We start from the raw sequence: 24,889 nt of genomic DNA, 5'->3' as shown, positions 1-24,889 counted from the left end.
AGCAGCCTCGGCTACCTCAGTCCCGCTGAGTACGAGAACGCACTCGCAGCCTGACCACCACACCAATGGTGTCCGTCAAAGCGGAGCAAGCTCACACGTTCTTAAGTCAGCTGACAGATGCCCCGGGTGGCCCTGACGAGTTCTGCCGGGTCGACTGGGACGCCGGTGTGGCTGCCCTTTCAGCCCTGAAATCGGGCAGCCGCGGAGCGCGGAGGTCAGGGTACGCAGAGGCCTACCCCGTATGAGATCGCCCTTGGTGGCGAAGCCGCGCTCGTCGGGGCAGGGACAACCGGGAGTGTCCCGGCCGCGGGCGCTCACGGCCGGCCGGGGCGGCGACGCCGGCGGGCGATCGGCGGCAGTGGTTCCGGTGTCCGCGGCGATGGCGTGTCGAACGTGCACCGAGAGTTCTCGGCCACATGACCGATGTACAGACGCTGCCGCAGGGGTGTGACCGCAAGCAGCGGTCCTGGGTGATCACACCGGGCGTCGTCCATCTGCATTGAATTCATGTGTGCGTGCCACTGCCTTCGCTCCGTTCGCCCAGTTCCGCGATGTGGGGGTGGCACGGGGTGAGTTCCCCTTGTGCCGTCCGTCAGCCGAAGCGTCCGGTTGGGTGTGGGCGGATCGCGGCGGCGACGGCGTCGGCCAGGGCCGGCACCTCGTCCACGGTGAGAGGCGAGATGGTGATGCGGATGCCGGGCGGGGAGGAGAGCCGGAAGCGTGCGCCGGGTGCGACCGCCCAGCCGGCCTGCAGCAGCCGGGTCACCGCCCCGGTCTCGTCGGGGACCGGCACCCAGACGTTCATGCTGCTGCGGCCGTGGGCCGTGACACCGCGGGCGGCCAGTGCCTGTACGAGACCGTCGCGGCGCGCGGCGTAGGCGGCGGATACCGCCGCGATGTCCACGGCGTCGGTGCGCCAGAGATGGATCACGGTGTGCTGGAGCAGGTGGCTGACCCAGCCGGGGCCGAGGCGGTAGCGGCCGCGGACCCGGTCGACGGTGAGGGGGTCGCCGGTGAGGACGGCCAGGCGCAGGTCGGGGCCGTAGGCCTTGGCCGTCGAGCGGACGAGCATCCAGTGCGGTGTGCTGCCGGCGAGCGGGTGGAGCGGCAGTTCGGTGAGGCCGTGCACGTGGTCGTCGTCGATGACGAGGACCTGCGGGTGGTTCGTCAGGATGGCGCGCAGGTCGCGGGCGCGGGCTGCCGAGATCGTGGCGCCGGTGGGGTTCTGGCCGCGGTCGGTGACGATCAGCGCCCGCGCGCCCTGCCCGAGTGCCCGTTCCACGTCGTGCGGCAGGGGGCCGTCGTCGTCGACGCCGACCGGGACCGGCCGTAGTCCGAGGGCGGGGACGAGGTCGAAGAGGCTGCCCCAGCCCGGGTCCTCCACCGCCACCGCGTCGCCGGGTCGCAGGTGGGCAAGGAGCGCGCGTTCCATGGCGTCGAGCGATCCGGAGGTCAGCCCGACCGGGCCGTCTTCGACGCCGTCGGCGTCGAAGGCGGCGCGTGCCAGGCGGCCTAGTTCGTCATCGACCGCGGCGTGGCCGTACAGCATGGGTTGCCGAGCGTGCCGGGCGGCGGCCTCGGCCAGTGCGTCGCCGAGTGGGGGCAGCAGCGCGGTGTCCGGGTTACCGGCGGAGAGGTCCCGTGCTCCGGGGGGTACCTGCAGGCGGATCTCGTCGTGCGTGGTGGTGGCGGGGCGCGGCCGCACCCGGCTGCCGCGCCGGCCCGCGGTCTCGATGACGCCGCGGTCGCGCAGCAGGCGGTAGGCGGCGCCGACGGTGTTGGGGTTGACGCCGAGTTCGGTGGCGAGCTCCCGCAGCGGTGGGAGTGCGGCGCCCGGTGCGAGCGTGCCCTGTCCGATGGCCTGCTCGATGCTCGCCGCGATCGCCGCCGCGCCCCGACCCGTGAACGTGTATTCTCCTATCACAATATCCATTATGCACTAGTTCAAAAGAATTGCGCTATAACTTTCCCACCCTCCGTCAGTGATGCGTACGCCGCTACGGACCGCACCGTCCCGACCCGTATCCCCAGGCACGCCTCGTACGATCGCGAGCTGGTGCACGCGATCCTCGACGCGGACCACCGGACCACCTGTGTCACCTCGGCTTCGTCCGTGACGGCGCCCCGGTCGTGCTGCCCACTCTCTACGCCCGTGTCGGGGAACGGCTCTACGTGCACGGCTCGGCCGGATCCCGGCCGCTGCGCGGCGCCGGCGAGGACACCGGGCTCGCGGTGTGCCTGACCGTCACGCACGTGGACGGGCTTGTGCTGGCCCGGTCCGCCATCCACCACTCGGTCAACTACCGCTGCGTGGTCGTGCACGGCGTCGCCCGCCAGGTCACCGACCGCGCCGAACGTTCGGCCGCCCTGATCGACCACATCGTGCCCGGCCGCGCCGCAGATTCCCGCCCTGCGAACGCCAGGGAGCTGGCCGCCACCGCCGTCATCGCCCTCGACCTTCACGAGGTCTCCGCCAAGGTGCGCACCGGTGGCCCCAACGACGACCCCGAAGACCTCGCCCTCCCCCACTGGGCGGGCGTACTGCCCGTGACGCGTACCTACGGGGAGCCTGTGCCCGCCGACGGCCTCGACCCGTCGGTCACCGTCCCCGGCTACCTCACCGAACGCTGAAAGAAGTCCCGCGCACCATCATCCACCCCCGGCCGCGCCGTCGACGACAGCGGGTCGACGACAGCAGGTGGCAGGACCGGTCCGCTGCGCACGACGTCATCCGGCCGCCGTCCTTCGCCCGGCTGCCGTCCTTCGCCCACGATGCACAGCATCGCAACGGCAGTCCCCCGCCTCGCCCTCCCCCACTGGGCCCGCGAACAGCAATGAGAGCGTGTAATGATCGGCAGTCACTCCCCCCACGCGGCACGGCCGACCGCCTGATCGGCCGGGACCGCGACCTTCAGCGGATCCGTGACCTTCTGGGCATCGGGGCCGCAGGCGGAGCGCTTCTGCTGTCGGGAGAGGCGGGTGTCGGGAAGACGGCAGTGCTGGACGCGCTCGTCGAGGCGGCCCGTGCGGACGGGACCCGGGTTCTGCGCGCCGGTGGTGTGGAGTTCGAGGCGAACTGCAGCTACTCGGGTCTCAACCAGATCCTGTTTCCCTTCCAGGGCGCGCTCGGTGAACTGGCGGCTCCCTTCCGCGACGCCCTGCGCGTCGCGCTCGGTTTCGAAAGCGGCCCGCCGCCGGAACGGCTCATGGTCTCCAACGCCGTCCTGCTCCTGCTGAGCACGGTCGCGGCCGGTGACCCGCTTCTGCTCGTCATCGACGACCTGCCCTGGCTCGACCGAGCGAGTGCGGCCGTGCTGGGTTTCGTCGCACGACGGGCAACCGGCATCCGCGTGAGCTTCCTCGCCACATCGCGTTCCGGTTCGCGGAGCCTGAACGACAGCGGTGTCCTGCCCGAATTCCTGCTGCAGCCACTGGACGAAGCGTCGGCGGACCACCTGGTCGGTACGAGGTTCCCGGACCTGGTCCCCAGTGCCCGGCGGCGCCTGCTGACCGTGGCGCACGGCAACCCACTGGCCCTGCTGGAACTGCCGTCCGCGCTGTCCGCAGCGCAGGGCCCGGCCCTCGGCGAGGTCCCCGCCGCGCTGCCGCTCAGCCAGCGCCTCAAAGCAGTGTTCGGCTCCCGGATCACGGGGCTGCCCCAGCCGTCGCAACGCCTTCTGCTGCTGGCCGCGCTGGAAGGCGACGGCGACCTCGGGGTACTGCAGGCGGCCTCACGACAGGCGAACGACGGATACGACCTGGACGACCTGGCACCTGCCGAGCGTGACCAACTGGTCCACATCGACGAAGGCACGGCGGCTGAGGTTTCGTCACCCCCTCATCCGAGCGGCCGTGGTGGAGAACTCCACCAGCGCGAACGACGTGCGGTGCACGCAGCACTCGCCCACGTCCTGGTGGACCAGCCCGAACGACGGGCCTGGCACCTGAGCGAGGCGACCTTGGAACCCGACGAGAACGTGGCCGCCCTGCTGGAGCACGCAGCCCGGATCACCCAGCGCCGCGGTGACGCCGTGGGCGGCATGCGGACGCTGATCCGGTCCGCGGACCTCACCCCGCCCGGCCCCGATCGCAGCTGCCGGCTCGCGGAGGCCGCCTACGTCGGCGCCGAATCCACCGGAGCCCTGCCCAGCGCCCAAAAACTCCTGGACGACGCCAGACACACAGCCCAGGATCCACAAAGCTCCCTGCACTCGGCGGCCGCCACCGCCCTTCTCCTCCTGAACGGCGACAGCGACGTCGACACGGCCCACCGTCTGCTGGTCGACGCGATCGAAACCGGCACCCACGCCTACGACGCCGAGGACAAGACCCTCGTGGACGCACTCCACGCACTTGCGCTGGTCTGCTTCTTCCTTGCCCGGCACGACCTGTGGCAGCCCTACTACCGGGCACTGGAGAAACTGACACCCCAGGTGCCCGTGGTCCTGTCCGCGCTGGGCAAGACGTTCTCCGACCCGGCACGCACAGGTGCCGCGGCCTCAAAAGAACTCGACCACCTCATAGCAGAGCTGGCCGGGGTGACCGACCCCGTCCAGATGCAGCGCACCGGTTCGGCGGCCCTCTATGCCGACCGGCTGGGAGACGTCCGCGAAGCACAGTGGCGGATGGTCCGTATGGGACGCGACGGCGGGCCGGCCCGCCGGTACCTGGTCGGTCTGATCCACCTGTGCCTGGACGACTACCTCACCGGACGGTGGGACGAGGCGGTACAACTGGCCGACGAGGGAATCCAGCTGTGCGAAACACACGGCTACACCGCCTTCGCCTGGTACTTCCTCTACGTCCGGACCCTCCTCAACGGCGCACGCGGAGAAGCGGACCAGGCAGACGCGACCGCTGAGGGCATCATCCACTGGGCAACGCGCCACAAGGCGTTCTGCGCCGCGCACTACGCCCACCACGCGGCAACCGTGGCAGCGCTGGGACGCGGCGACTTCGCCGACGCATACGAACACGCAAACGCCATCAGCCCCGCAGGGACCCTCGCCTCACACGCACCACATGCCCTATGGGTGACGATGGACCTGGTCGAAGCCGCCGTCCGGACCGACCGGCGGACCAAAGCGGCCGCCCACGTACACGCGATGCGGGAAGCCGGCCTGGCCAGGATCTCCTCACGCCACGCCCTGCTGACGGAAGCCTCCGCCGCCCAGGCCACCACCGACGACGACGAGGCACTCGCACTGTTCACGAAAGCCCTCGCAGTCACAGACGCCGAACGGTGGCCATTCGACTTCGCCCGCGTCCAACTCGCCTACTGCGAGCGGCTACGACGCATCAGGGCAACCACACAATCCAGAGGGCCCCTCACCGCCGCACTGTCCACATTCGAACACCTCGGAGCCCGACCCTGGGCCCAACGCGCCGAAACAGAACTACGCGCCACCGGCACCGCCAGACGCCGGCCCACCACACCCAACACACACAAACTCACCCCCCAAGAACTCGAAATAGCCCACCTCACAGCCTCCGGCCTCACCAACAAACAAGTAGCGGAACGCCTGTTCCTCTCCCACCGAACCGTCGGCGCCCACCTCTACCAGATCTACCCGAAACTAGGCATCACCTCCCGCACCATGCTGCGAGACGCCCTACACCACCAACCACCCCTCAGAACCGACCGGAAATAATCCCTGTTCCCAGGAATCACACTCAGCCACGTATCCCAAACAGTCCCGGACACACCGGAACCCCCCACATAAACCCGAACACACTCGACACGGCCAGACAGGGCAGAGGCAGCAGCACGGTCGATCAGCCCGACACACCCCGCCCGGTGACCGTCACCCGTTCACAAGAACCCGCACACCACAAGCCGTCGGGATCGCCGGCACCCTCACGGTGACCTCCACCCACGACCCGAACACGCGAAGAGCTCGCAGACACCTCTGCCGGCGGAGGTCCTTTCGCGCCGGCGCCGGTGTATGCCACCAGCGCCGCGGCCGCATACAGCGAGGCCGCCCCACCTGTGTCACAACCGCATACAGCGAGATACGGGTTCCGCACCACCCAGGTAGCGCAGCCGCTCCTGTCCGGGAAGCCGGCGGTCCCACACGCGTTCCAACGCCGCTCCCCCAAGGTGCCGGCCCGTTGCCACCCGCAGAAAGTCTGAGCACCGGCCAGCCGGACGCAGGAAAGCAGGAAAGCCGACCGGACAGGCTGCGGTCTCCTGCCGCATCCAGGGCAACGGGCGTGTCCCGGCGCAGGATCCGTACACCGACGCTGCAGGATCAGCCCACGCACCGGCCGATACGGACGGACGGCCCTACCCGAGCAAGCCACACCGCCCTCGTAGGCGATCACACGACGCGCCCCCACCAGAACATCGGGCCATGAGCACAAGGAACGCGCTCGGGCCATCGGTGCATCACCGGCGCAGCGGGCGTGGCGGCCCAGCGCATGCCGATCACGCAGAGCTGCTCGATCCGCTCCGGCACGAGTGCCCTCACGCGTGCGCGCCGGCCGGCGATCGGAGCCCCGAAGGCGCGCGGCCACCCAGGCCGGGCCGGGTCGGGTCGGGTCGGGTCGAGCTACGCGGCGAAGAACCGAGGCGGTGCGCCTGACCTCGTCCACCTGGTGCAGCGGCTCAACTCCCGCCGCAGTCGGGCCGGTTCTTCCAGATCGTCGGCGGTCAGCCGGTCATTGCGCTTGCCCGCACCGGCCTCGGCGTGCCGGGTCCGGCCCCGCACGGTCGCGATGCAGCCCCCGCTCGACGGGCGGTCGCCTGCTCACGGACTTCGGTCCGGCCGTGCGGCACATAGGCACCCACCGTCGGCGTCGCCGTCCAGCCCCGCAGCGGATCGGTCGGCGCGACGACCGCAGTGCCGGAGCGCTTGAGATCCTTGACGACGCCGTTCCAGCTGGAGGAATCCGCGAAAGAGCCGTGCACCAGCACCACCGGCGGCTTGGCACCCGGACGGTGGGACTCGACCCCGGTCACGCCGGCCGCGCCCGCAGGCGTGGTTGCCATCAAGGCCAGCGCTGCCGCACCGGCGGCGGTCCCCAGGGCGGCGTATGCCCGGAAAGAGCGACTCTTGTGCTTGCGGTTCATCGGTGATCTCCCTGATCGGATACATCGCTGACGGCTCCGGGATACGCACTCTCCGGCGCCACACCAAAACACTAGAGCGAACTTAACTCGCACACAAGGTACAAGTGGGCGATTCACTCGCGGGCGAGATGATGGATCATGGGCGCGGCGCGCCTGACCAGCGCTGCAACGAAACCACAGGCATATCTTGTGACCTAACGCACCAAACAGGAAGAAAAGGGACAGCGAAGCTGTCCTCCCCCGTGGACGGTCGGCTGCGCTTCCCCCTCTTCGCGGCAGCGGCCAGCCGAAATCCCCCGCCGGCGGCCGCTTGAGCCCCCACCATGGCCACGTCGGTTCCCCACTGGCGGCCATCACATACACACAGCGTGACCCAACCGCGTCACCGGTCACCCCGCCACGGCAGGATCGGCAGGAGGTCCCCGACGCCGCGTGGGGGGGCGCTTCGGCATGCGGGACTCGCCGTCGTCTCCGTCCCAGCGGCGGGCGTACCGATCCGGCAGACTTCCCCACCCCCAGTACGCAGACGGCCGGCCCGGGCTCCGCGCCCAGCTCGTCCAGGGGCCGATCCGCTTCTGTACCACCGTGCACAGGCGGGCCCAGCTCGCCTGCTTCCACTCCGCTCAGCTCGGCCGACCGGCCGCCGACCGTGCCGTCCGGTACTTCCCCGTCCCACCATTCCAGCGGCTGACGCGGTTCCGTCCCGCATCGTGAACATGTGCAAGTGAGCCATGCCCCAGCGGCCGAACGCGACATCGACGGATTCCGCGAGCTGCACGAAGGAGCGGGAACGGGCGGCAGCGAGCACACGCCCAGGCCGCGGCCGGAAATCCGCGCCCCGACCACAGACCAGCTCCACACGGATCGGCAACCACGAACGCGCCGCGTCCAGGTCCCCTCCCCCACCGCAGTCACCACCCTGGAGCCACTACGGACAGCTGCCTTGAAATCGGGAGCGGAACTGGCCGTCCGTGAGGGATTCTCCGGTGGCCGCCGACACACGGATGCTCGGGCCCGCCAGGGGCCAGCGCGGCCCCCAGCTCGCACCGGCGCCGCGCGGCGGGGCCCGGACGGGTGCGGCGAGGGCGAGCGGCACGGGGAACTCCACCCGCCAAGGGTGACCCGGCACCGTGAACTGATCGGGGAGGCGCAATGCTCAAGCGCGCACGCCGCGAATCGTCGAGGAAGCATTGAAAGCGGGGACGGCACGCTGCGGCCGATCCTCTCCACGGGAGCGGCCACCTGCGCCGCACTCACCCTCGGTGGTGGTGCCTGGCTCGCGGGTCTGCTACAGCGGTGCTGAGGCGCGATCCAGATTTTTCGGAGTTCGGCGGTGTGAGGATGTCGAGAACGTGCCACCGGCTCCGTCCCAGGGACATCAGCGGCCACTACCGGCCGCACGAGGAAGAAGGAGAAACCAGCATGGCGATCCAGCGGATGGACAACGTCGGCATCGTCGTCGAGGACATGGATGCCGCCATCGCGTTCTTTGTGGAACTCGGTATGGAGCTGGAGGGCAGGGCGGAGGTCGAGGGCCTCTTCGCCGACCGGTGCACCGGACTCGACGGCGTCCGCTGTGACATCGCGATGGTCCGGACCCCGGACGGCCACAGCCGGCTCGAGCTGGCGAGGTACCGCAGCCCCGCGGCGATCGGCGCCGGGCCGCGCAACCGGCCGCAGAACATTCTGGGCACGCACCGCGTCATGTTCGCCGTCGACGACATCGAGGACACCGTTGCCCGCCTGCGCCCTCACGGCGCCGAACTCGTCGGCGAGATCGCCCGGTTCGAGGACAGCTATCTGCTCTGCTACCTCCGCGGCCCGGAGGGCATCATCGTCGGACTGGCCGAGCAACTGCGCTGAGATGAAGAAGCCCAACCATGCAGCCGAACGAGATCATCAAGGTTTCCGAACCGCCCGATCAGCCAGGAGCTGCCGGCCCGTGACGTGACCCGCCCGGCCTACATCGCCAAGGACAAAACACCGCGCAACGTACCGATCGCCTTCACCTGGAACGGGTCGCACATCGTCATGTGTACGACGAAGAACGCACCCGGACTCCCGTGGCCCCCCTCGCGCACAGGCTCCTGAACGACGGCACCAGCAGGTCAGACACATCTGAGTGTCTGGAGAACCCCGGGAGCGCCGGATGACCACCAGCCCGCGCACCGTGATGCGCATCTACATTCCACCTCCAGGACGAGAAGCTGTACGAGCAGCTCCTGGCCGTCCTCGAAGGGATCACCCCGCGTGCGCAGCCGCACCCCGCGGACCGGTCCGCCGACATTGGCCTCACCGGCGCCGGGTGATCTCCTTGTCGGAGGGCATTGCCTCGGCCTTCGCCCAGGAGTCCGCCGCGAACGCGGCGACCGACCTCGCAAACGCGCTGGAAGCCAACAAACGCCTCAGAGCACGGGTCCGACAGCTGGAGAAACGCCTGTCCTCCCAGCTCGGCGCGATCGTCTGGGCAGAATCCGGGCTGGGAGCCCCGGTCGACATCGACCAGCTTCAACGGCGGATCGCCCTGCTCGAACAGGACCTCGCCGAGAAGCGGGGCGAGCTCGAAGAACGGACCGAGGAACTTGAGGCGGCTCGAGCTGCCAACCGTGAGCTGACCCGGTCCCTCAACCACCGGTCCTGACCTGCTGAGGTCACAGCGTTGTGTCCCCGGGGCCAGTCGGCCCCCGGGAAAACCCCGGCCTCAGAGTTAGGACTCGCCGCTGCCGATGACGTCCATGCGAGACCCAGCAGGTCAGTACCAGAGCGTCAGCGGATGGGTGGCGGTCACCAGTCGCGGCTGGAGTCCACGCCTTCGATCAGCGCCGCGCGAGCGGCGAACAGGTCGCGCCCCGCAGCTGTCTGCGCTTCGTCCGCCAAGAAGTCCAGAGCGTCGAAGAGTTCCTCGCGTTCCACGGTCTCGATGAAGCGCGTGCGGCCGTCCAGCGTGTTGAAGGCGGCGCCGAAGGCGCGCCCGATCTCCGCGATGTTGCCGTGGTCCTCGTCGCCGGTGACCTCGGTGAGAAAGGCATCCCGGGTTGCCTTGTACTGGGCAACGGCCTTGCGGTACCCCGTGCGCGGTATGTGCTCGCGGCCGTCCCAGTCACGGAGCGGGTTGGCGGCGTTGGCAGCGACCCATTCCGGCTTGCGGGCGCCGCGAACGTCGAGCTGCACTCCGTGCCGCACGTGAGGACGCCAGGTCTTGCGCATCGCAGTCGCGTAGTCCGCCGGAATGCCGTACAGCGACACGTCCTCGATCTCCGGAACGTGGTTCGGCAGCAGACAGTCTGATGCGTCCATCCCAAACAGCTCGCTGATAGTGAGCGCTTGCAGTCGCGGCAACTGGTTCAGGGCTGCCGCCGAAGTGAGCGTGCCCAGGCTCCCCGACAGCGACAAGCGGGTCAGATCCGGGAAGGCGGCGACGAGGCGAGTGCAGTCGAGCCGGGTGATCCCGCGGACGGTGAGGTGTTTGACGCCCGCCCGTACAACGCCGCGGGCGTGTTCGGCGGCCAGTTCGTCGGCTGTGCACGTCAGCGCGTACGGGGCATTCCAGTCCTCGCGGTCGCCGCTGTCCCAGTGCCGTTGCCGGGCCAGTTGTTCGCCCAGCCCCCACACCAAGGCATAGGAGTAAGGGGGTTCGATCACCAGCAACGGCAGGGAGCCGATCACTGTGAAGCTTCTCGGAAGGACCCACGATCGGTTGCAGTAGGAGAGCTTGCCGCCCCAGCTGTGGTGTGTGAGCCGGAGCGGCTGCACGTCGCCCAGGTCGGCCACGGCGGCAGGCTCGGGCCCGGACCAGTCCAGTTCAAGAACCGCAGCGCATTTTGCCGCGGCGTCGAGGCCGGTGATCTGCGAAGCGGTCCAGGCACCGAGCGCATCGGAGTACACGGCGACGACATCGCCGACGGCGACCGGCCTCGGCGGTTGGTCTCGTCTCATGCCCGGATGCTAGCGGGCTGCGTCCGACCCGCTGTATCCGAGGGACGGTCTCGGTGCACGCCTCCGCCGCTGCCGCCCACCCGGGAGGCTGCCTGGTAGATGGGCGCATTGCTCCCTTGGCTGAGGAATCCCCGAATCAAGCGGTGACCAGGGCCACAGTGTCGACCCAGCGGGCCAGGACGCTCAAAGCCGCCAGCTGCTCCAACGCCTCGTGTTCGGGGAGCTCGGGAAGACCGTCAGTGTGGCTGTTCGGATTGCGGATGCCAGCGAAGAAGCCCTCTGCGAAAGCTGAGGGACCGCGGTGGACGTTACGGAAGGCGTCGCTGCCGTCCTTGTCCATCAGACGCAGACGGGGCTGTCCGGGCTTCGGTTCGTCCAGGGAGAACGCCTGCTGGAACAGCTTGGTCTCACTCAGGTCCTTGCGGCCGAGCTTGTTCTGCGTGGTTTTCACGCGGTTGACGTGGCCCTCGACGATGCCGGAGCTCCATTCGAGGGTCAGTCCGGCGGTGACCGCATCCAGGTCCTGGCGGAGGAATGCGGCGAACTTCGCCACGGGGATGAGGCCGGAGTGATCGGCCTGGCGGATCCAGTCGGCCAGCAGGCGGCCTCGGCGGTCGCGGACCAGGCCCGTGAAGACTCTGGCAAGGTCGCAGGTCCGAGCGATGTCGGGGCATGCCAGGCGGACCTGGTCGAGTTGCTCGATCTCCTCGGTGCTGAGGCCGTCTCGGTTCCGCATGATCAGGGAAACGATTCCGCATGCACGTGCTGACCTGGGTCTTCACGCAAGCGCGGTCAGAGCCCTGAAATTGGCATCTCCTGCTTAGCAGTGACCCCAGACCTGCTCAGTGGATCTCCTCACCCCACACCACACCTGACCCGGCGGGGTCCACAACTGGCGGTACTGGACGTGACCGCCAACGGGAGGGGTTCGGCAGGGTTCAGATGCGGGGCCAGTCCTGGCCGGCGGTCACCTCGAGTGCGATGCGACGCCATTGGGCCTCCCCGCCGGGCAGGGGCCAGGCCCAGGTGGGTTGTTGGGTGGTGTTCAGGTCGTGGAGCATGCGGACGAGCTGCGGGCCGGCGGTGGCAGTACCGTCCGGGATGGAGGGGCCGTGGACGGCGCGGAGTTCGGCGAAGCGTGCCAGTTCGTCCTCGTAGAAGCCCACGGCCTCATCGGTTCGCGCGGCCAGCTCGTCTCGCGGCACCGTGCGGTGCAATTGCAGCAGGGGAGGGTCGATGGACTCGGCGATCGCCGCAGCGAGCCGCGCGTGACCGTCCAGGATCAGATGGCTGTCCAGGCCGCTGACCCACCACAACAGAACGGGCGCGAGCGTCCCTTCCCGGGCCTGCTTGCGGTACGCCTTGACCCGGCTGTCGTCGGCATCGGGCATCGGCCGTAGAGGAAGGACCTCCCACGAATGGGAGTGGAAGAACCAGTCGAGGTATCCGGCCGGATGGCCGTCGACGATCATCGAGCCCCAGTACTCGGCATGCGACGCGTCATCGGGGCGCCAGCGCCGGAGCGGACTGTCGCACGAGAGCAGCCATCGGCCCTCGTGCAGCGGGCTGTCCAGCGAGTCGATGAGGTACTGCGCGAAACGGTGAGCCCACCGTTCCGGGCTTCCCGCCAGGGCGCGCCCCACATCGGCGCGCAACGGCGGGACGAACGAGCGGTACTCGTTGGTGCGCCAGAAGTCCACGCCCTGGAGCTGCTCGTCGACGACGGCGAGCAGCACAGGTCGCGACAGCTGGGAGACCAGCAGTTGCGGCCCAGCACTGAACACACACAGCCCCGGCTTTTGGCGGTCCTGTACATCCAGGGACAGGCCTATCCACGTGCCGTCGTCCCGCGTGACATCACTGTGCTGCATGCCGAGAGCGTAGACGGCTGCCTCGAGCACATGACGCCGGCCGGACACACGCGCGGTGCTCGCTGAAAATCCTCACTCCGTTGAACGGCGCACCGAGTGGAGTGAAGAGCAGTCTTGGCCGAATTCAGAGATCCCCATCAAGGAATCGGGCCAGCTCCGTGCGGGCCCACGCGGTATCGGCGATGTGAATGGCCATGGCTGAATCCTGTACCCCAGCACGTTTACTCGGTAGCTGTGTGCACGGCTCTCGGCACTGTAGACCTCGGTCTCCGTCACAGCCCGTGGCACCGCCTGATCGGCAAACCGACGGCTCACCCGAATCGGCGATAGCACCACAGCTGTTGCTGTGTCTATCGTTGGCACTCCGCGCGCTGAGCTGCACAAACTCTGCGTCTGCGCCCAAGCGACACAGCGCCTCCCGCAGAGAAGGGACCGCGACGCCGAAGGCCCCCGCAGCAGTCATCCGGCCGGACGCGCTCGCGCTGTACGGGGTCCAGTCGAGCGCGGGTGCCGGGCCGTCGCGGATGGTCGCGACGATGGCGGCCGCCCTCACCCCACCCGGCCCGACCACCGTCATCGGCAACTCCCCCACCACGTCGCCGCCTTCCTCCACCCCCAACGCGCCTCCGCGCTCCCGGGCGTGGGTCCGCCCACAGCCCGCACGCCCGCCCGTTACGGGATCCACACCGTCCGGGCCCGGCGGCCCGCACATCCCGCAACGCGACGCCAGGGCCCGAACCCTCGAAGCGACTCGGCACCGGCATCCACCGGCCTGAAATCCGCAAGCTCGATCACCGATTCGCGGCGCAGCGCTGTGAGGAAGTCCCGCCGATCAGGCAGTGGAGCGAACCGCGGAACGCCCCTGCGCAGCGCGAGGGCGGCTCGAAGCCGGTCCGCGACCCGATGGAGCAGATCCGCACCCGTGTACGGGACGAGACCGCAGGTGAGGTGAAGGGAGGCCGTACCGCGGCCGGCGGTCACGGCATGCCACCAGCCGGCGCACGGGGCGGCGAACCGGCCGGGAAACCGATCCCGGCGGGTCGGCGACGGGCAGCAGCCAGGTCAGGTCAGGTCGCGGAGAGATTGGCCGTCAGACGCTCGAGGAACGACTTGGCATCCTCGATCTCCCGAGGACTGAAGCCGACAGCCTCCCCCATGGCGGCTGGAACGGCGCGAGCACGCTCGCGGAGCTCGGACCCCTCCTCGGTGAGAGTGATCTGCACCGACCGCTCATCGCTCGCCTGACGCTCACGCCGGATGAACCCGTGAGCCTCCAGGCGCTTGAGCAGCGGCGTCAAGGTGCCGTAGTCGAGCTGCAACCGTGCGCCCAGGGTCTTGATGGGAAGGGCGCCGTGCTCCCACAGCACCAGCATCACCAGGTACTGGGGGTAGGTCAGGTTGAGCTTCTCCAGCAGCGGGCGGTAGCGACTGGTCACCGCACGCTGCGCCGCGTACAGGGCAAAACACATCTGGTCCCCGAGGAGCAGGCTGACCGCAGCGGTGTCACCCTGCCCGACCTGCCCGACACCCGTCTCGGTCTCGCTCATCGCGACTCCTCCTCCACACAAATCCTTCACGCATAGTTAGCGTACTCCAAAACTTACACGCTCAACATTATATTGTGCACACTTAATAAATGGGGTCGCCGGGCAGCACCCCGGACCCACACCGCCCTCGCACACCCCCACCCACGACGACACCGACGCCACCGCATCCCCGCCCACACAGCCGGCCACCGGGGCGATCCACCCGGCACTCCGTACACAGGACTCCGCGCGCGGGGCCCGGTGGGACTCTGTGTGCGGAGGAAAGCCGCGCCGTCCGCCGTCCGAGGAGCAGTCCGCGATCATCAAGAGCGACCGCGTGCGGCCCGGCCCCGGAGCCCGGCCCGCCACCGCCGACTTTCGCCCGGCGGGAAATCCATGAGCCCCACCCCGCCCCGGGCCCGGGGCGCACCCGCAGGACCGCTGCCACCCGGCCGGGGGCGACGAGGCCACCCGCCCTATGTTTCCTTTGCCACACCTTAAGTGCCTCATTTTTACTTGTGCACGCGTTAAGTGTGGATTAGGTTTCTTGTCAGGTTGAACCGCAGAGTGAGCCACCCACCGCCGGCCCCGGCCCTCCACGACGACCGTCAGGGCCCCACATGTCGCCGGCCGCCACAACCATCCGCTGAACCGGTGCCGCACAGATCAGATGCGCGAAATCCACCGGAGCCACGAAACAAGGACATCCCCATGGACCTGAAACTCGAACTGATCACGCTGCCCGTCTCCGACGTCGACCGGACCAAGGCCTTCTACGAGGCGCTGGGATTCCGCCTGGACGTCGACTACACCGCCAGTGACGACTTCCGGGCGGTCCACTTCACGCCGCCCGGATCCGGATGCTCCATCATCTTCGGCGAGGGAATGACCTCCACCGCCCCCGGCACGACCCAGAGCCTGTACCTCATCGTCACCGACATCGAAGAGGCCCACGCCGAGCTCACCGCCCGCGGCATCGACGTGAGCGAGGTGTTCCACGACGCCGGAGGCCTCCTCCACCACGGCCACGACGCCGGAGACGCCGCCCACCACGGCACAGGCCAGGAACGACTGACCGGCCCCCACCCCGACCGCGCCTCCTACGGCTCCTACCTCACCTTCAGCGACCCCGACGGCAACGGCTGGGTACTCCAGGAAGTGACGCAGCGCGCCCCCGGTCGCTGACACCCCGTCAACCACCCAACCGTGCAACGGCCATGACCGGCCCCGACCGCCGCCGCCTCACTCAGCCCCCGGCCACAGCACCCACCGGGCCGAACACCCGGACCCCGCACCGGCCCGGCCCAGGACCCGGCACCACCGCCAGACCCAACGGCGCACCCCACCACCACAGGTCCCGGTACACGCAACGCATCAACCAAGCCCCCCTCGCGGATCTCCCCGGTGAAAACGGGAGAACAGCACGCGGCCGGTTTCCGGCCACCCGCATATCAGCCCGGATCACCCAATCAGTGACGAACGGAGCAACAATGAACGAAACCACCCGCACCTACGATGTGATCGTCATCGGGGCAGGCCCCGTCGGCGAGAACGTGGCCGAACGCGCCCGCGCCGCCGGTCTCAGCACCGTGATCGTAGAGCGTGAACTGCTCGGCGGGGAGTGCTCGTTCTGGGCCTGCGACCCCAGCAAGGCGCTGCTGCGCCCGGTGGTGGCGCGCGCCGACGCACGCCGCGTGCCCGGACTGGGTCAGGCGGCCGCCGGGCCGCTGGACGTCGAGGCAGTCCTCGCGCACCGCGACAAGATGGCCTCGTACTGGAAGGACGAGGACCAGGCCGACTGGCTGGACTCGGTCTCCGTCGATCTGATCCGGGGCCACGGCCGCCTCACCGGCCCCCGCAAGGTCAGCGTGCACACCCCCGAGGGCCAGACCCTCGCCCTCACCGCCCGGCACGCCGTGGCCGTCTCCACCGGAACCAGCGCGGCCCTGCCCACCATCCCCGGCCTGGACACCACCGCCCCTTGGACCAGCCGTGAGGCGACCATCGCCGACAAGGTCCCCGGACGCCTGGCCGTGGTCGGCGGAGGTGTGGTGGCCGTCGAGATGGCCACCGCCTGGCAGGGCCTCGGCTCCCAGGTGACCATGCTGGTCCTCGAGAACGGGCTGCTCCAGCGGATGGAGCCCTTCGCCGGAGAGCTGGTCACTGACGGCCTGCGGGAAGCCGGCGTCGACATCCGGTTCGGGACCTCCGTAACCTCCCTGGCACGCAAGGACGGCGAGGTCCAGATCACCCTGGCCGACGGCGGACACCTGACGGCGGACGAGATCCTCCTGGCCACCGGCCGCACCCCGAACACCTGGGACCTGGGACTGGAGACGATAGGCCTCACCCCGGGCGACTGGATGAAGGTGAACGACACCTTCCAAGTGACCGACGTCGCCGACGGCTGGTTCTACGCCGTCGGCGACGTCAACCACCGCGCCCTTGTGACCCACCAAGGCAAATACCAGGCCCGGATCGCCGGCACCGCCATTGGCGCCCGCGCAAACGGCGAACCCATCGACGACACCCCCTGGGGCGCACATGCCGCCACCGCCGACCACACGGCCGTACCACAAGTGATCTTCACCCACCCGGAAGTCGCCGCCGTCGGCCTGACCACCCACGAGGCACAGCGAAGCGGACGCCGGATCAAGATCGTGGACTACGACCTCGCCCACGTCGCGGGCGCCCACCAGTACGGCGAGAACTACCGCGGCCAGGCCCGCATGCTCATCGATCTCGACCGTGACACCGTGGCCGGAGTCACCTTCGCCGGCCCCGGCGTAGCAGAACTGCTGCACTCAGCCACCATCGCCGTCACAGGCGAGGTCCCCATCGACAGACTCCGGCACGCCGTACCCGCCTTCCCCACCATCAGCGAAATCTGGCTCAGACTCCTGGAAACCCACCAAAACTAAAAACGGGTCTGATGCACGATCGGGTGGCATCTGAACTGGCTTTCCCTGTAGGGCGGGTGGGAAGGATGTCGCTGTGCCCAAGCCTTATCCGGAAGAGTTCCGCGAGGATGTCGTGCGGGTCGCGAGGAACCGCGGCCCGGGCGTGACGATCGAGCAGGTGGCCGCCGACTTCGGAGTCCACGCGATGACGCTGTGGAAGTGGATGCGCCGGGCGGACATCGACGCCGGGACCGAGCCCCCTCAAAACACCACACCCAGCAACACCTCACACCCTGCCGGCATACCGATAGGCCCGCACCCCGGCCGACTCCACCAACACATCCCACCCGACCCCACCCACAACCTCCTCAACGGCCCGGCGGCAAGAAAGCACAACTTCCACGTTCCAACCGCCGGTGCAGCGGACCAGGCCGCCCGCAGCAGCACTCGACGCCAAGTCGCTACCTCGCCGCACCCAACGCACACCAAACAGCAGCCGCACTCACGGCCTGACCCCGGCGCTGAGGCGCCCGCCCGGCCTGACGAGCCCCCTTGGCCGCAACCAAGGACGCGGCACCCGTAGCGTCCCTGGACACTGTCACGGACAACCTGCAGGATCGTTTCGGCGCGCAGCAAGTGAACTTCCTGTCCGTCGACATCGCCGGCCCGCAGGCGGTACGGGTCGGCAAGGAGGCCGCCCGCGACAGGGCCGACGCACCGCCCAGATCCCCCTGGCCGACAGCATCTACGACAAGACCCTGCGTACCCAGAAACCGGTCCAGGAACCAAACCGCGACCTACAGCAACTGGTCACCCCACTCACCAACCGGAGCGACCGCGCAGCCAAGTCCCGCCGTGAAGGCCACAGCAACCAGCAGCGGCAAACCGCAGAGCCCCGATCCACCAGCAGATCCGCGACGTCGAGATCGCGCTCACCAAGACGGGAGAAACGTCACCGCCCCAACCCGGCCCGGTCCCACGGCCGAGAAGGCCCTTCGAGAGGCCAAGGAACAGCTCTTCACTGGTCGGCCTATCCACACCGACGGCAAACTCACCAAGCAGAACCTCTGGCAGGAGGCGGGCGTCAGCCAGGCCACGATGAACCGGACAACCGCAGTGCCCGTCGACTGGGACACCCACGTCAGCCAGAGCTCGGCAACCAAACACGACCAGTCCCAGGCCGCGGAGATCACCCGCCTCCGCCACCAGCTGCGAGACAACCGACACGAGCGACAACAACTCCAGAACGAAGCTGACACCGCCGCCACAGTCATCACGGCCCTGCTCGCGGAGAACACGGCCCTCCGCGAGCAGATCGCCCAACGCTCAGCCGTCGTCATCCCGACCGAGCACACGCCGCACGCCACACGCGAGTGAAGGTGGCTCGGAACCAGCTGGGGCCGGCGGGCTGACACGGCGAGGTGTCGTGATCAATCCTCGTAGCGCCGACGCGCGAGATGGACGGTGATGTCGGCGGCCATCTCGACTCTGTCCGGCAGTACCTGCACGATCTGGTTGAACACCTGCTCTCGCTCCGCGGTCGGCAAGACGAGGTAAGCCGAGATGGTGGAGAGATGACCAACGTAGTCGCGAGCGCTCATCGTCACGCGCCGTTCGATCACGGATTGCTGAACGCCGGTGAACCACTCAGACCGTTGCAACTCCGTACCCGGCCACTGCATCTCATGATCCGGAGGCGTCCCGTCAGGCGACGGAATCTCGTCACTCTCCAAGAATGGTGCTCGCGCCGCGCGGACAGCTTCCTCTACAGCCGGGTCAGCCAGTCGAAACGGCCCGCCGCATGAGGCGAATACACCACCCGGTTCCAACAGCGCGGCCATGCACGACCACCGACCCTCCGGATTCGTCCAATGCAGCGCCGCTGCCGCAAAGACCAACCCATACCGTTCGCCCGGCCGCAAGTCCTCGAACGCAGCCTGCACCGTCCTGACGTTCGTCGGCACATGCCTGCGCAGCTCGGCGAGCATGGACCCGTCAGGATCGGTAGCGGTCACCATGACCCCCCGCTGAGCGAACAGACGGGTTGCCTTGCCTGTCCCAGCGCCGATCTCAAGGGCGGACCGAACCGGATGGCCCGCGTAGGCCATCACCATGTCGAACAGTTCCACGGGATACCCCGGCCGGAACCGTTCATATGCTTCCGCCACCACTCCGAAACTCAGCGCGCGACCAGACATACCCAGCATCCTCGCACAAGTCGCACCCCCGGCGCCTGATCCTTTCCGGGGACCAAACACGAACTGACGTCTCATGAGACACATCAAAATCTGCAGAACGACGGACACCGAGTCATCCTGCGGGCACCGATGACACCATGATCCTGAACTCCCGATCCGGGAAGGCCGTCACGCCGCACTGGATTGGCTCTGTTGGTCAGGAGCGAGAGCGTTTGTCACCCAAGGTCAAGAACACGCGGACAAGGCAGACGATGTAGCCGAGTTTCAGCAACGCCCGGTTGCTCAACTCGGCAGTGATGTTGTGCGCTCCCCTGGCTGCGTGTCGCGGGCGGTCATCGTATGCACGACGGGCAAGGGACGAGGTGGCAGGATGACGCGGTGTCCGACTCTCTCCATGAACCGTGGCTGCGCGGCATCGCCTTCAATCCGGCGGCGCCCTCCGACGTACTGATACGCCTGCTGGATCAAGAGGCTGGTGAGGTCGGCCTGCTGATGTGTAAGGGCCGCGACCTGCCCGACGCCGTCATCGACGCAGCCCTCCGCCACCCGGGCTGGCGGATCCGCGGCGCGCTCGCCGGCAACCGCTACGTCGACCCCGCACGACTCGCCCCCTTGGCAACGGACCCGTCGGGACTCGTCCGTGCCCGGCTCGCCGGCAGACCTTATCCCCGTCCCCGATGGGTGCGACCGCTTCCGGACGACATCATCGTCACCCTCCTGACCGCCCAGGACGGGGGCGAGGACGGCAAACTCACCGCGAACGAGATCATCGGGGAGCTCGAATCGTCCCAGCAGATCCCGCTGTCCTTCTACCGCTCCATGGCCGACCGCGAGCACCCCGAACTCCGGATACGGGCCACCTGGAGGTGGCAGTCGCTCACCCCGGCGCAGCGGGCGGGGCTGCTCGACGATCCAGACCCCGCGGTCCGAGAAGCGGCGCAGGACAGGAGCTGGGAGCTGGACCCGGAACGGGTGGAGGCCAAGCTGCCGTCCATCGGTTCGCGCAGCAAGGGATTCGTGCTCGGCAGGTGCGCCCCCTGGTCGTGGCACACGGACGCCGCCAGGCGTGTCCGGGACGCTTGCCAGTGCGATGCCGCCGCTGGCCGGCCCTCTGGCGTTCCACTTCCTCCGCCCCCGCCGAGCAGCCGGATGGCACAGGGCTGCCCGCGCCAAGCAGGCGGAAGCCGCCGGCCTCACCCAGAGACCCGCCACCGACCTCCGCATTACCAGCCCCCGCCCCGAGGAGCCCCAGTGATCCACAACGAGCCTCAATCGAGTAAAGCGCAGAACCTTCCCACAAAGCAGCTACGAGACCTACAGCGTTGGAAGGATCTCCTGAAAAAAGAGTCGATCCCCAGCGAAGGTAGGTTGCAGCTGCCCGAATCCCTCAGCGGTGACCCAGCGAGCCTCGCTGACCTCTCGGGGATCGAGTCTGAGCCCGCCGCCCTCGACCGTGGCAGTCCACCAGTGGAGCACAAAGGCGGCATCCTCGGTCGTGCTCTCCCACACCTTCCGCAAGGGAGCGACTCGGAGGCCCACCTCCTCGCGCACCTCCCGCACCAGCGCATCTTCCTGGTGCTCGCCGGGTTCGATCGTCCCGCTCAACGGTGCCCAGTAGCCAGGAAGTCGGGCTTGCGGACCGCGCCGGATCACCAAGACCTGGTCGCCCTGCCTCAGGACCGCCACCACAGCCTCTCGGCTGCCCCCCTGCTTCTCCATACCCTGGATCCTAGCCAGCCCCCATGCACCTTCAACTGCTCCACGGGCAAGCACTGCCGGACTTCCTTCCGACTTGCATGTGCCCTGCCCAACCACAGCCCCCTCCCCACTCGTTTCGGTGAAGTGCAGAGAAGGAGTCTGCTGCCCAACGGCACGGTCATCGCCCCGCACCGGCTCCTCGCAGCGGCAGGGGCAGCCGCATGAAGCGAACCAGCACAGCGCCGAGACTCGTCCCTTCCATCACCTCGCTGGAGGGCGAGTACGGCGGGCTGGAGTCGGACCTCACGCTGAGCATGAACGCCTTCGAGCCCGTGCGTCTCGCCCACCAGAACGAAACCCCGAACGTCCCGGCCGCTCACCGGCCGGCCGCCGACTGCTGCTCTCGGTCGGCGAGCCAAGCGAGGTGCTGGCAGTAGACGGCCAGGGCGCGTCCAAGGTCCAGGCACACCTCGCCGGGCTCGTTGGAAAAGGCTCATTCAGTCTCGGGAATCCTCATATCTATACCCTACGAGACCCATTTGAGAGAGCACGGGAAGTGTTCGCGAGAGATACCACTCATGATTGAGAAATTTTCCCACATCATCCCTATAGACTAGTTGACCAATCGGACTGAATGTCAATAGCCTGCCAGATTCCAGCGAAAGAAGTGACGCTGCCTGCATCCCGTTGGACCACACAAGTTGGAACCCGCCCCCTGCCCCCAGAACTGCCGATTCGAGTGCTTGCATTACAGCCGGACGTTCGAACATCGGCGATTCATCCCAGTCGAAAAAGTCAGGGTCAATCAAATAGCGCAGACGTCCATTCTCACTGAAAGCCCACCCGGCCCGCTCTAGTGCGACGATCAAGCCATCTACGGCCACAGGGCGAGCAAAACGGAAACACAAATCGACAGTCCGACTCACAACTATCCCCTCACAGCTGAACATTATTTTCGTGCGCGCCGCACTGCGTCGCAAGTGCGAGCCCGACCTCCCGCCTGCCGCTGCCGCGGCGGCGAGGAGCCGGCTCGTCATGCTCGGCTATATCGTCTGGCCTGGCACGGTCTCGCCCGACTCGCTGATCGGGTGGCACCGTGTCCCGGACGAGCGGGCGTGGTCGGCAACGGCCGCGACCTTCGCCGACTTGCCGGCCCGCGGATTCTGAGGGTCGCAAGCGGCTTCTGCTCCCGTTCTCAGGTGCTGGCTCAACTTCTGTGGAGCACACACGCAGTGTGACGACCGCTGGCGAGTAGATGGGCTGGTCAACGGCGAATGGACCGCCGACAGTCAGTCCTTGCGCTCTCGCGGCGGCTGCTGGCTCAGGAGTTGTTGAGCTGCCTCAATCGCTTCTTCCTTCAGCGTTTCGATGGAGACACCCCAGCTCTCGTCCCAGTCGTCCAGATTGCTTGCGCACGAGACGAGTGGCTGCAGACCTTCGGGATAGTCAAGGTCATAGGCAACATCGGCCCAGATCAGATGAGTGCCGGTAGCGGGATCGAGCGATCCGTTCACGATCTGGCGGGCTATCCAGTAGGCCGTGGCCCACTTCGCGGCCCGGTGGTCGGCTGGCAGTTGGAAGAGAAGTCCAAGCTCCTCCAACACCTGGTCGAAGAGCTCTGGGGCCGCCGGTTCTTCGCTCCGCAAGAGGCCGGCCAGCAGGGCGAGCGAAGGACTCTCAATCCCAGCGATCAGTGCGTCCAACCCCACCTGGATGAGACGGTCGGACCCAACATGCCGGCCGAGCGCCCTCTCACCCGCTATGTGGCTGAGCTGCTGGAGAGCATCGTCGTGGTTCATCTCTGTCTTCTTCATCGATGGCTGTGGAGAACACCCTTCCACAGCCACCAAAGCTGTCGCCATCGAGTTCCCGGCTCGCGTGGTTGAGGCATGTGACCAGGACATCGGAACGCGTTTTGCGCAGGACCTGGAACCGGCTCGGCCGAACATCTACCGTTTGAGCATCTTGATCCGAATGACGTGTCCTTCCAGTGCCACATGCTCGCGGTCCTCGCCCAGTGTCCCCGGAGCGCCCGGGCGAAGGCCGTGCGGACTCCGTCCGCCGCACCGCCCCCGGCCGCCGACGGGCTGGCATTGCGCCGTCGCCCGCCCGGGTCTACCGAATCTCGCTGACCACCTATGCGGGATGCTTCCGCTCAGGAGCGCCCAGGGCGCGCTCGTCCGGGCACTGTCCCACCTGCACCGCTCCAGCGGGCTGTCCGTACGTGAGATCGCCGTCCAGGCAGGCATCTCCCCCTTCTACGCCTACCGGTTGATGACAGGTGAGAGGCACCCCACCTGGCAGGCCGTGCACAACCCCGCCCCGGGAAAAGCATTCGGCGCGCCCCACCACCGGGCCGCGCCCTGCCCGCCGTTCGGTGAGGTCGCTGCGGGCATCAAGTGCCTGGCCGAGCAGTACCGCCCGCCCGGCCTCCAGCAACTGAAGTGCGCGGGTGGCGCGTTCCTGCCGGGTCCCGCGGGGATCGGCGAGAGCCAGTGCTGCGGCATCCCCGGCCAGGCCAGCGAAGCGACTGAGCGCGTGCTGCTGATCGCCCCGCCCCACCTGGCGCAAGGTCACCTCGGGCAGCAGCCGCACCGCGGCCTCCGCCGCATCCGCCGCTATCCCCGCATCGACCCGGGCGAAGAGCCTGGCCATGACCCACGCCGCCCCGATACGGACCGAAGGCGCAGCCGAAACCGCAGCCAACGCCTCGGTCCAAGCAAACGCCGCCGCGTCCAGGTCCTTCTGGTCACGGGTCCGATCGAACCGAAAATACAGCGTGAGCCCCAGATTGCTCAGGTATTTGGCTCGGTCCGGGTGGTCAGCGGGTATGGCCCGGACGACTTCACGTCCCATGGCGATGGCCTCGTCCAGATCCGCCGGATCCCCGGTCCGCCCGAACCGCTTTAGCCTCGGGCTTTCACGAGCGGGCTTGTCCGGGTCTTGATTAAATACGAGGAGAGTGCTGCTGACCTGCAATGATGGGATAGATGGAGGGCCCTGTCAGCTGCAAGGAAAGAAGCACTCTCCAGGTGAAGGGGCATATCGGGTCCTAGCCGCCTGTCTGCGTCCAGGGCAACGAGGGCACGGTGGTCTCGCAGGCCGGTGCTGTACCGCTTGGTCGAGAGCGTTCGCAAGGCCGGTCTGGAGATGGCCTATCGGCTACACCCTGCTCTGTGGCAAGGTGGCCCGATGCTAAAGCTCTTGGGGTTCATCATCGACTGCCCGGACCCGATGAAGCTCGCAACCTTCTACTCCGAGGTGACAGGCCGCGCCATCATGGAGGGTAGCAACGACACCTGTGCCGGCATCACCTTCGGCGAGGTTGACCTGGCCTTCCAGCGGGTGGAGGACTACCGCCCTCCCATCTGGCCCGACGATGAACACCCCAAGCAGTACCACCTCGACTTCGAAGTGGACGAGATCGAGCCCGAACAGCGCCGCGTCGTCAAGCTCGGCGCGACGCTGCAGAAGGACTTCATCGGACCCGAGGGCTACGGCTGGCAGGTCTACATCGACCCGGTCGGGCATCCCTTCTGCCTGTGCCGCCACGAAGGGGTCACCTGACCGGCAAAAGGGTGGTGCGGCCCTAACCTCGCGCTTTCATGAAGCGGGCGGTCCGGCAGGTGATCAGGACAGCGAAAAGTGCCTCTGACCAGCAAGAATGAGGATTGTCGAGGTCCTTGTT

General features: G+C 68.0%; 20 protein-coding genes and 1 pseudogene. 11 read left to right on the top strand and 10 right to left on the bottom strand.

Annotation, left to right across the window (positions count from 1 at the left end; translation table 11 throughout):
* Positions 1-592 precede the first annotated feature (592 nt).
* Positions 593-1,924 (bottom strand): aminotransferase class I/II-fold pyridoxal phosphate-dependent enzyme, encoded by a 1,332-nt coding sequence (locus ACFVXE_RS35730; RefSeq protein ID WP_389677569.1) that lies wholly within the window; start codon positions 1,922-1,924, stop codon positions 593-595.
* Positions 1,925-1,960: 36 nt separating this feature from the next.
* On the opposite strand from ACFVXE_RS35730, the pseudogene ACFVXE_RS35725 reads away from it, so the two are divergent.
* Both ACFVXE_RS35725 and ACFVXE_RS35720 read left to right on the top strand, forming a co-directional pair.
* Positions 1,961-2,631 (top strand): annotated as a pseudogene (locus tag ACFVXE_RS35725) (pyridoxamine 5'-phosphate oxidase family protein).
* Between the two features lie 203 nt (positions 2,632-2,834).
* Positions 2,835-5,651, top strand: coding sequence for an AAA family ATPase (locus ACFVXE_RS35720; protein ID WP_389677567.1), 2,817 nt, complete (start codon positions 2,835-2,837; stop codon positions 5,649-5,651).
* A gap of 1,001 nt (positions 5,652-6,652) precedes the next feature.
* Here ACFVXE_RS35720 and ACFVXE_RS35715 read toward each other — a convergent pair.
* Positions 6,653-7,072: a hypothetical protein gene (locus ACFVXE_RS35715; RefSeq protein ID WP_389677566.1), complete on the bottom strand. Its 420-nt coding sequence runs from the start codon at positions 7,070-7,072 to the stop codon at positions 6,653-6,655.
* 1,422 nt (positions 7,073-8,494) lie between these two features.
* On the opposite strand from ACFVXE_RS35715, the gene ACFVXE_RS35710 reads away from it, so the two are divergent.
* Positions 8,495-8,935 carry a VOC family protein gene (locus tag ACFVXE_RS35710; RefSeq protein WP_389677565.1) on the top strand — a complete coding sequence of 147 codons (441 nt, stop codon included), beginning with the start codon at positions 8,495-8,497 and terminating at the stop codon, positions 8,933-8,935.
* Positions 8,936-9,386: 451 nt separating this feature from the next.
* Positions 9,387-9,713 (top strand): hypothetical protein, encoded by a 327-nt coding sequence (locus ACFVXE_RS35705; RefSeq protein WP_389677563.1) that lies wholly within the window; start codon positions 9,387-9,389, stop codon positions 9,711-9,713.
* 143 nt (positions 9,714-9,856) lie between these two features.
* Here the strand turns inward: ACFVXE_RS35705 and ACFVXE_RS35700 are convergent, their stop codons facing one another.
* The 4 genes from ACFVXE_RS35700 to ACFVXE_RS35685 form a co-directional block, all read right to left on the bottom strand.
* Positions 9,857-10,957 (bottom strand): hypothetical protein, encoded by a 1,101-nt coding sequence (locus ACFVXE_RS35700; RefSeq protein WP_389677561.1) that lies wholly within the window; start codon positions 10,955-10,957, stop codon positions 9,857-9,859.
* A 187-nt stretch (positions 10,958-11,144) separates the two neighbouring features.
* A complete protein-coding gene (locus ACFVXE_RS35695; protein WP_389677559.1) occupies positions 11,145-11,744 on the bottom strand; it encodes a TIGR02391 family protein in 600 nt (199 codons plus the stop codon).
* A 202-nt stretch (positions 11,745-11,946) separates the two neighbouring features.
* Complete coding sequence (locus ACFVXE_RS35690; protein ID WP_389677557.1) at positions 11,947-12,879, bottom strand: hypothetical protein; 933 nt, start codon at positions 12,877-12,879, stop codon at positions 11,947-11,949.
* A gap of 1,067 nt (positions 12,880-13,946) precedes the next feature.
* On the bottom strand, positions 13,947-14,426 hold the full coding sequence (locus tag ACFVXE_RS35685; protein ID WP_389677556.1) for a MarR family winged helix-turn-helix transcriptional regulator: 480 nt from the start codon (positions 14,424-14,426) through the stop codon (positions 13,947-13,949).
* A 690-nt stretch (positions 14,427-15,116) separates the two neighbouring features.
* On the opposite strand from ACFVXE_RS35685, the gene ACFVXE_RS35680 reads away from it, so the two are divergent.
* The 4 genes from ACFVXE_RS35680 to ACFVXE_RS35665 all read left to right on the top strand — a co-directional run bounded on the left by ACFVXE_RS35680 (position 15,117) and on the right by ACFVXE_RS35665 (position 18,682).
* A complete protein-coding gene (locus ACFVXE_RS35680; protein ID WP_389677554.1) occupies positions 15,117-15,590 on the top strand; it encodes a VOC family protein in 474 nt (157 codons plus the stop codon).
* 305 nt (positions 15,591-15,895) lie between these two features.
* A complete protein-coding gene (locus tag ACFVXE_RS35675) occupies positions 15,896-17,326 on the top strand; it encodes a dihydrolipoyl dehydrogenase family protein (RefSeq protein WP_389677552.1) in 1,431 nt (476 codons plus the stop codon).
* Between the two features lie 73 nt (positions 17,327-17,399).
* Positions 17,400-17,888: a transposase gene (locus tag ACFVXE_RS35670; protein WP_389677551.1), complete on the top strand. Its 489-nt coding sequence runs from the start codon at positions 17,400-17,402 to the stop codon at positions 17,886-17,888.
* A complete protein-coding gene (locus ACFVXE_RS35665) occupies positions 17,858-18,682 on the top strand; it encodes a hypothetical protein (protein ID WP_389677550.1) in 825 nt (274 codons plus the stop codon). The genes ACFVXE_RS35670 and ACFVXE_RS35665 overlap by 31 nt, the downstream gene beginning before the upstream one ends.
* Before the next feature lie 53 nt (positions 18,683-18,735).
* On the opposite strand, the gene ACFVXE_RS35660 is transcribed toward ACFVXE_RS35665, so the two are convergent.
* Together ACFVXE_RS35660 and ACFVXE_RS35655 are read right to left on the bottom strand one after the other, a co-directional pair.
* Positions 18,736-19,503, bottom strand: a complete 768-nt coding sequence (locus tag ACFVXE_RS35660) for a class I SAM-dependent methyltransferase (RefSeq protein ID WP_389677549.1) — start codon at positions 19,501-19,503, stop codon at positions 18,736-18,738.
* A gap of 1,314 nt (positions 19,504-20,817) precedes the next feature.
* A complete protein-coding gene (locus ACFVXE_RS35655) occupies positions 20,818-21,222 on the bottom strand; it encodes an NUDIX hydrolase (protein WP_389677548.1) in 405 nt (134 codons plus the stop codon).
* A 200-nt stretch (positions 21,223-21,422) separates the two neighbouring features.
* Here ACFVXE_RS35655 and ACFVXE_RS35650 point away from each other — a divergent pair, with 200 nt between their 5' ends.
* Both ACFVXE_RS35650 and ACFVXE_RS35645 read left to right on the top strand, forming a co-directional pair.
* Positions 21,423-21,638 carry a hypothetical protein gene (locus tag ACFVXE_RS35650; RefSeq protein ID WP_389677547.1) on the top strand — a complete coding sequence of 72 codons (216 nt, stop codon included), beginning with the start codon at positions 21,423-21,425 and terminating at the stop codon, positions 21,636-21,638.
* A gap of 520 nt (positions 21,639-22,158) precedes the next feature.
* Positions 22,159-22,368, top strand: coding sequence for a hypothetical protein (locus tag ACFVXE_RS35645; RefSeq protein WP_389677545.1), 210 nt, complete (start codon positions 22,159-22,161; stop codon positions 22,366-22,368).
* Positions 22,369-22,490: 122 nt separating this feature from the next.
* Here the strand turns inward: ACFVXE_RS35645 and ACFVXE_RS35640 are convergent, their stop codons facing one another.
* Positions 22,491-23,015 carry a hypothetical protein gene (locus tag ACFVXE_RS35640; RefSeq protein ID WP_389677544.1) on the bottom strand — a complete coding sequence of 175 codons (525 nt, stop codon included), beginning with the start codon at positions 23,013-23,015 and terminating at the stop codon, positions 22,491-22,493.
* A gap of 322 nt (positions 23,016-23,337) precedes the next feature.
* Positions 23,338-24,180 carry a hypothetical protein gene (locus tag ACFVXE_RS35635; RefSeq protein ID WP_389677542.1) on the bottom strand — a complete coding sequence of 281 codons (843 nt, stop codon included), beginning with the start codon at positions 24,178-24,180 and terminating at the stop codon, positions 23,338-23,340.
* A gap of 213 nt (positions 24,181-24,393) precedes the next feature.
* Between ACFVXE_RS35635 and ACFVXE_RS35630 the strand changes: the two genes are divergently transcribed.
* Entirely contained in the window at positions 24,394-24,768 is a 375-nt protein-coding gene (locus ACFVXE_RS35630) for a VOC family protein (RefSeq protein ID WP_389677541.1), read from the top strand.
* The last annotated feature ends 121 nt before the right edge of the window (positions 24,769-24,889 follow it).

The sequence above is a fragment of the Streptomyces sp. NPDC058231 genome, from assembly GCF_042882275.1.
Classification (GTDB): Bacteria; Actinomycetota; Actinomycetes; order Streptomycetales; family Streptomycetaceae; genus Streptomyces.
The sequence above is the reverse complement of the archived record's forward strand: the minus strand, read 5'-3'. Positions and strand labels throughout refer to the sequence as shown.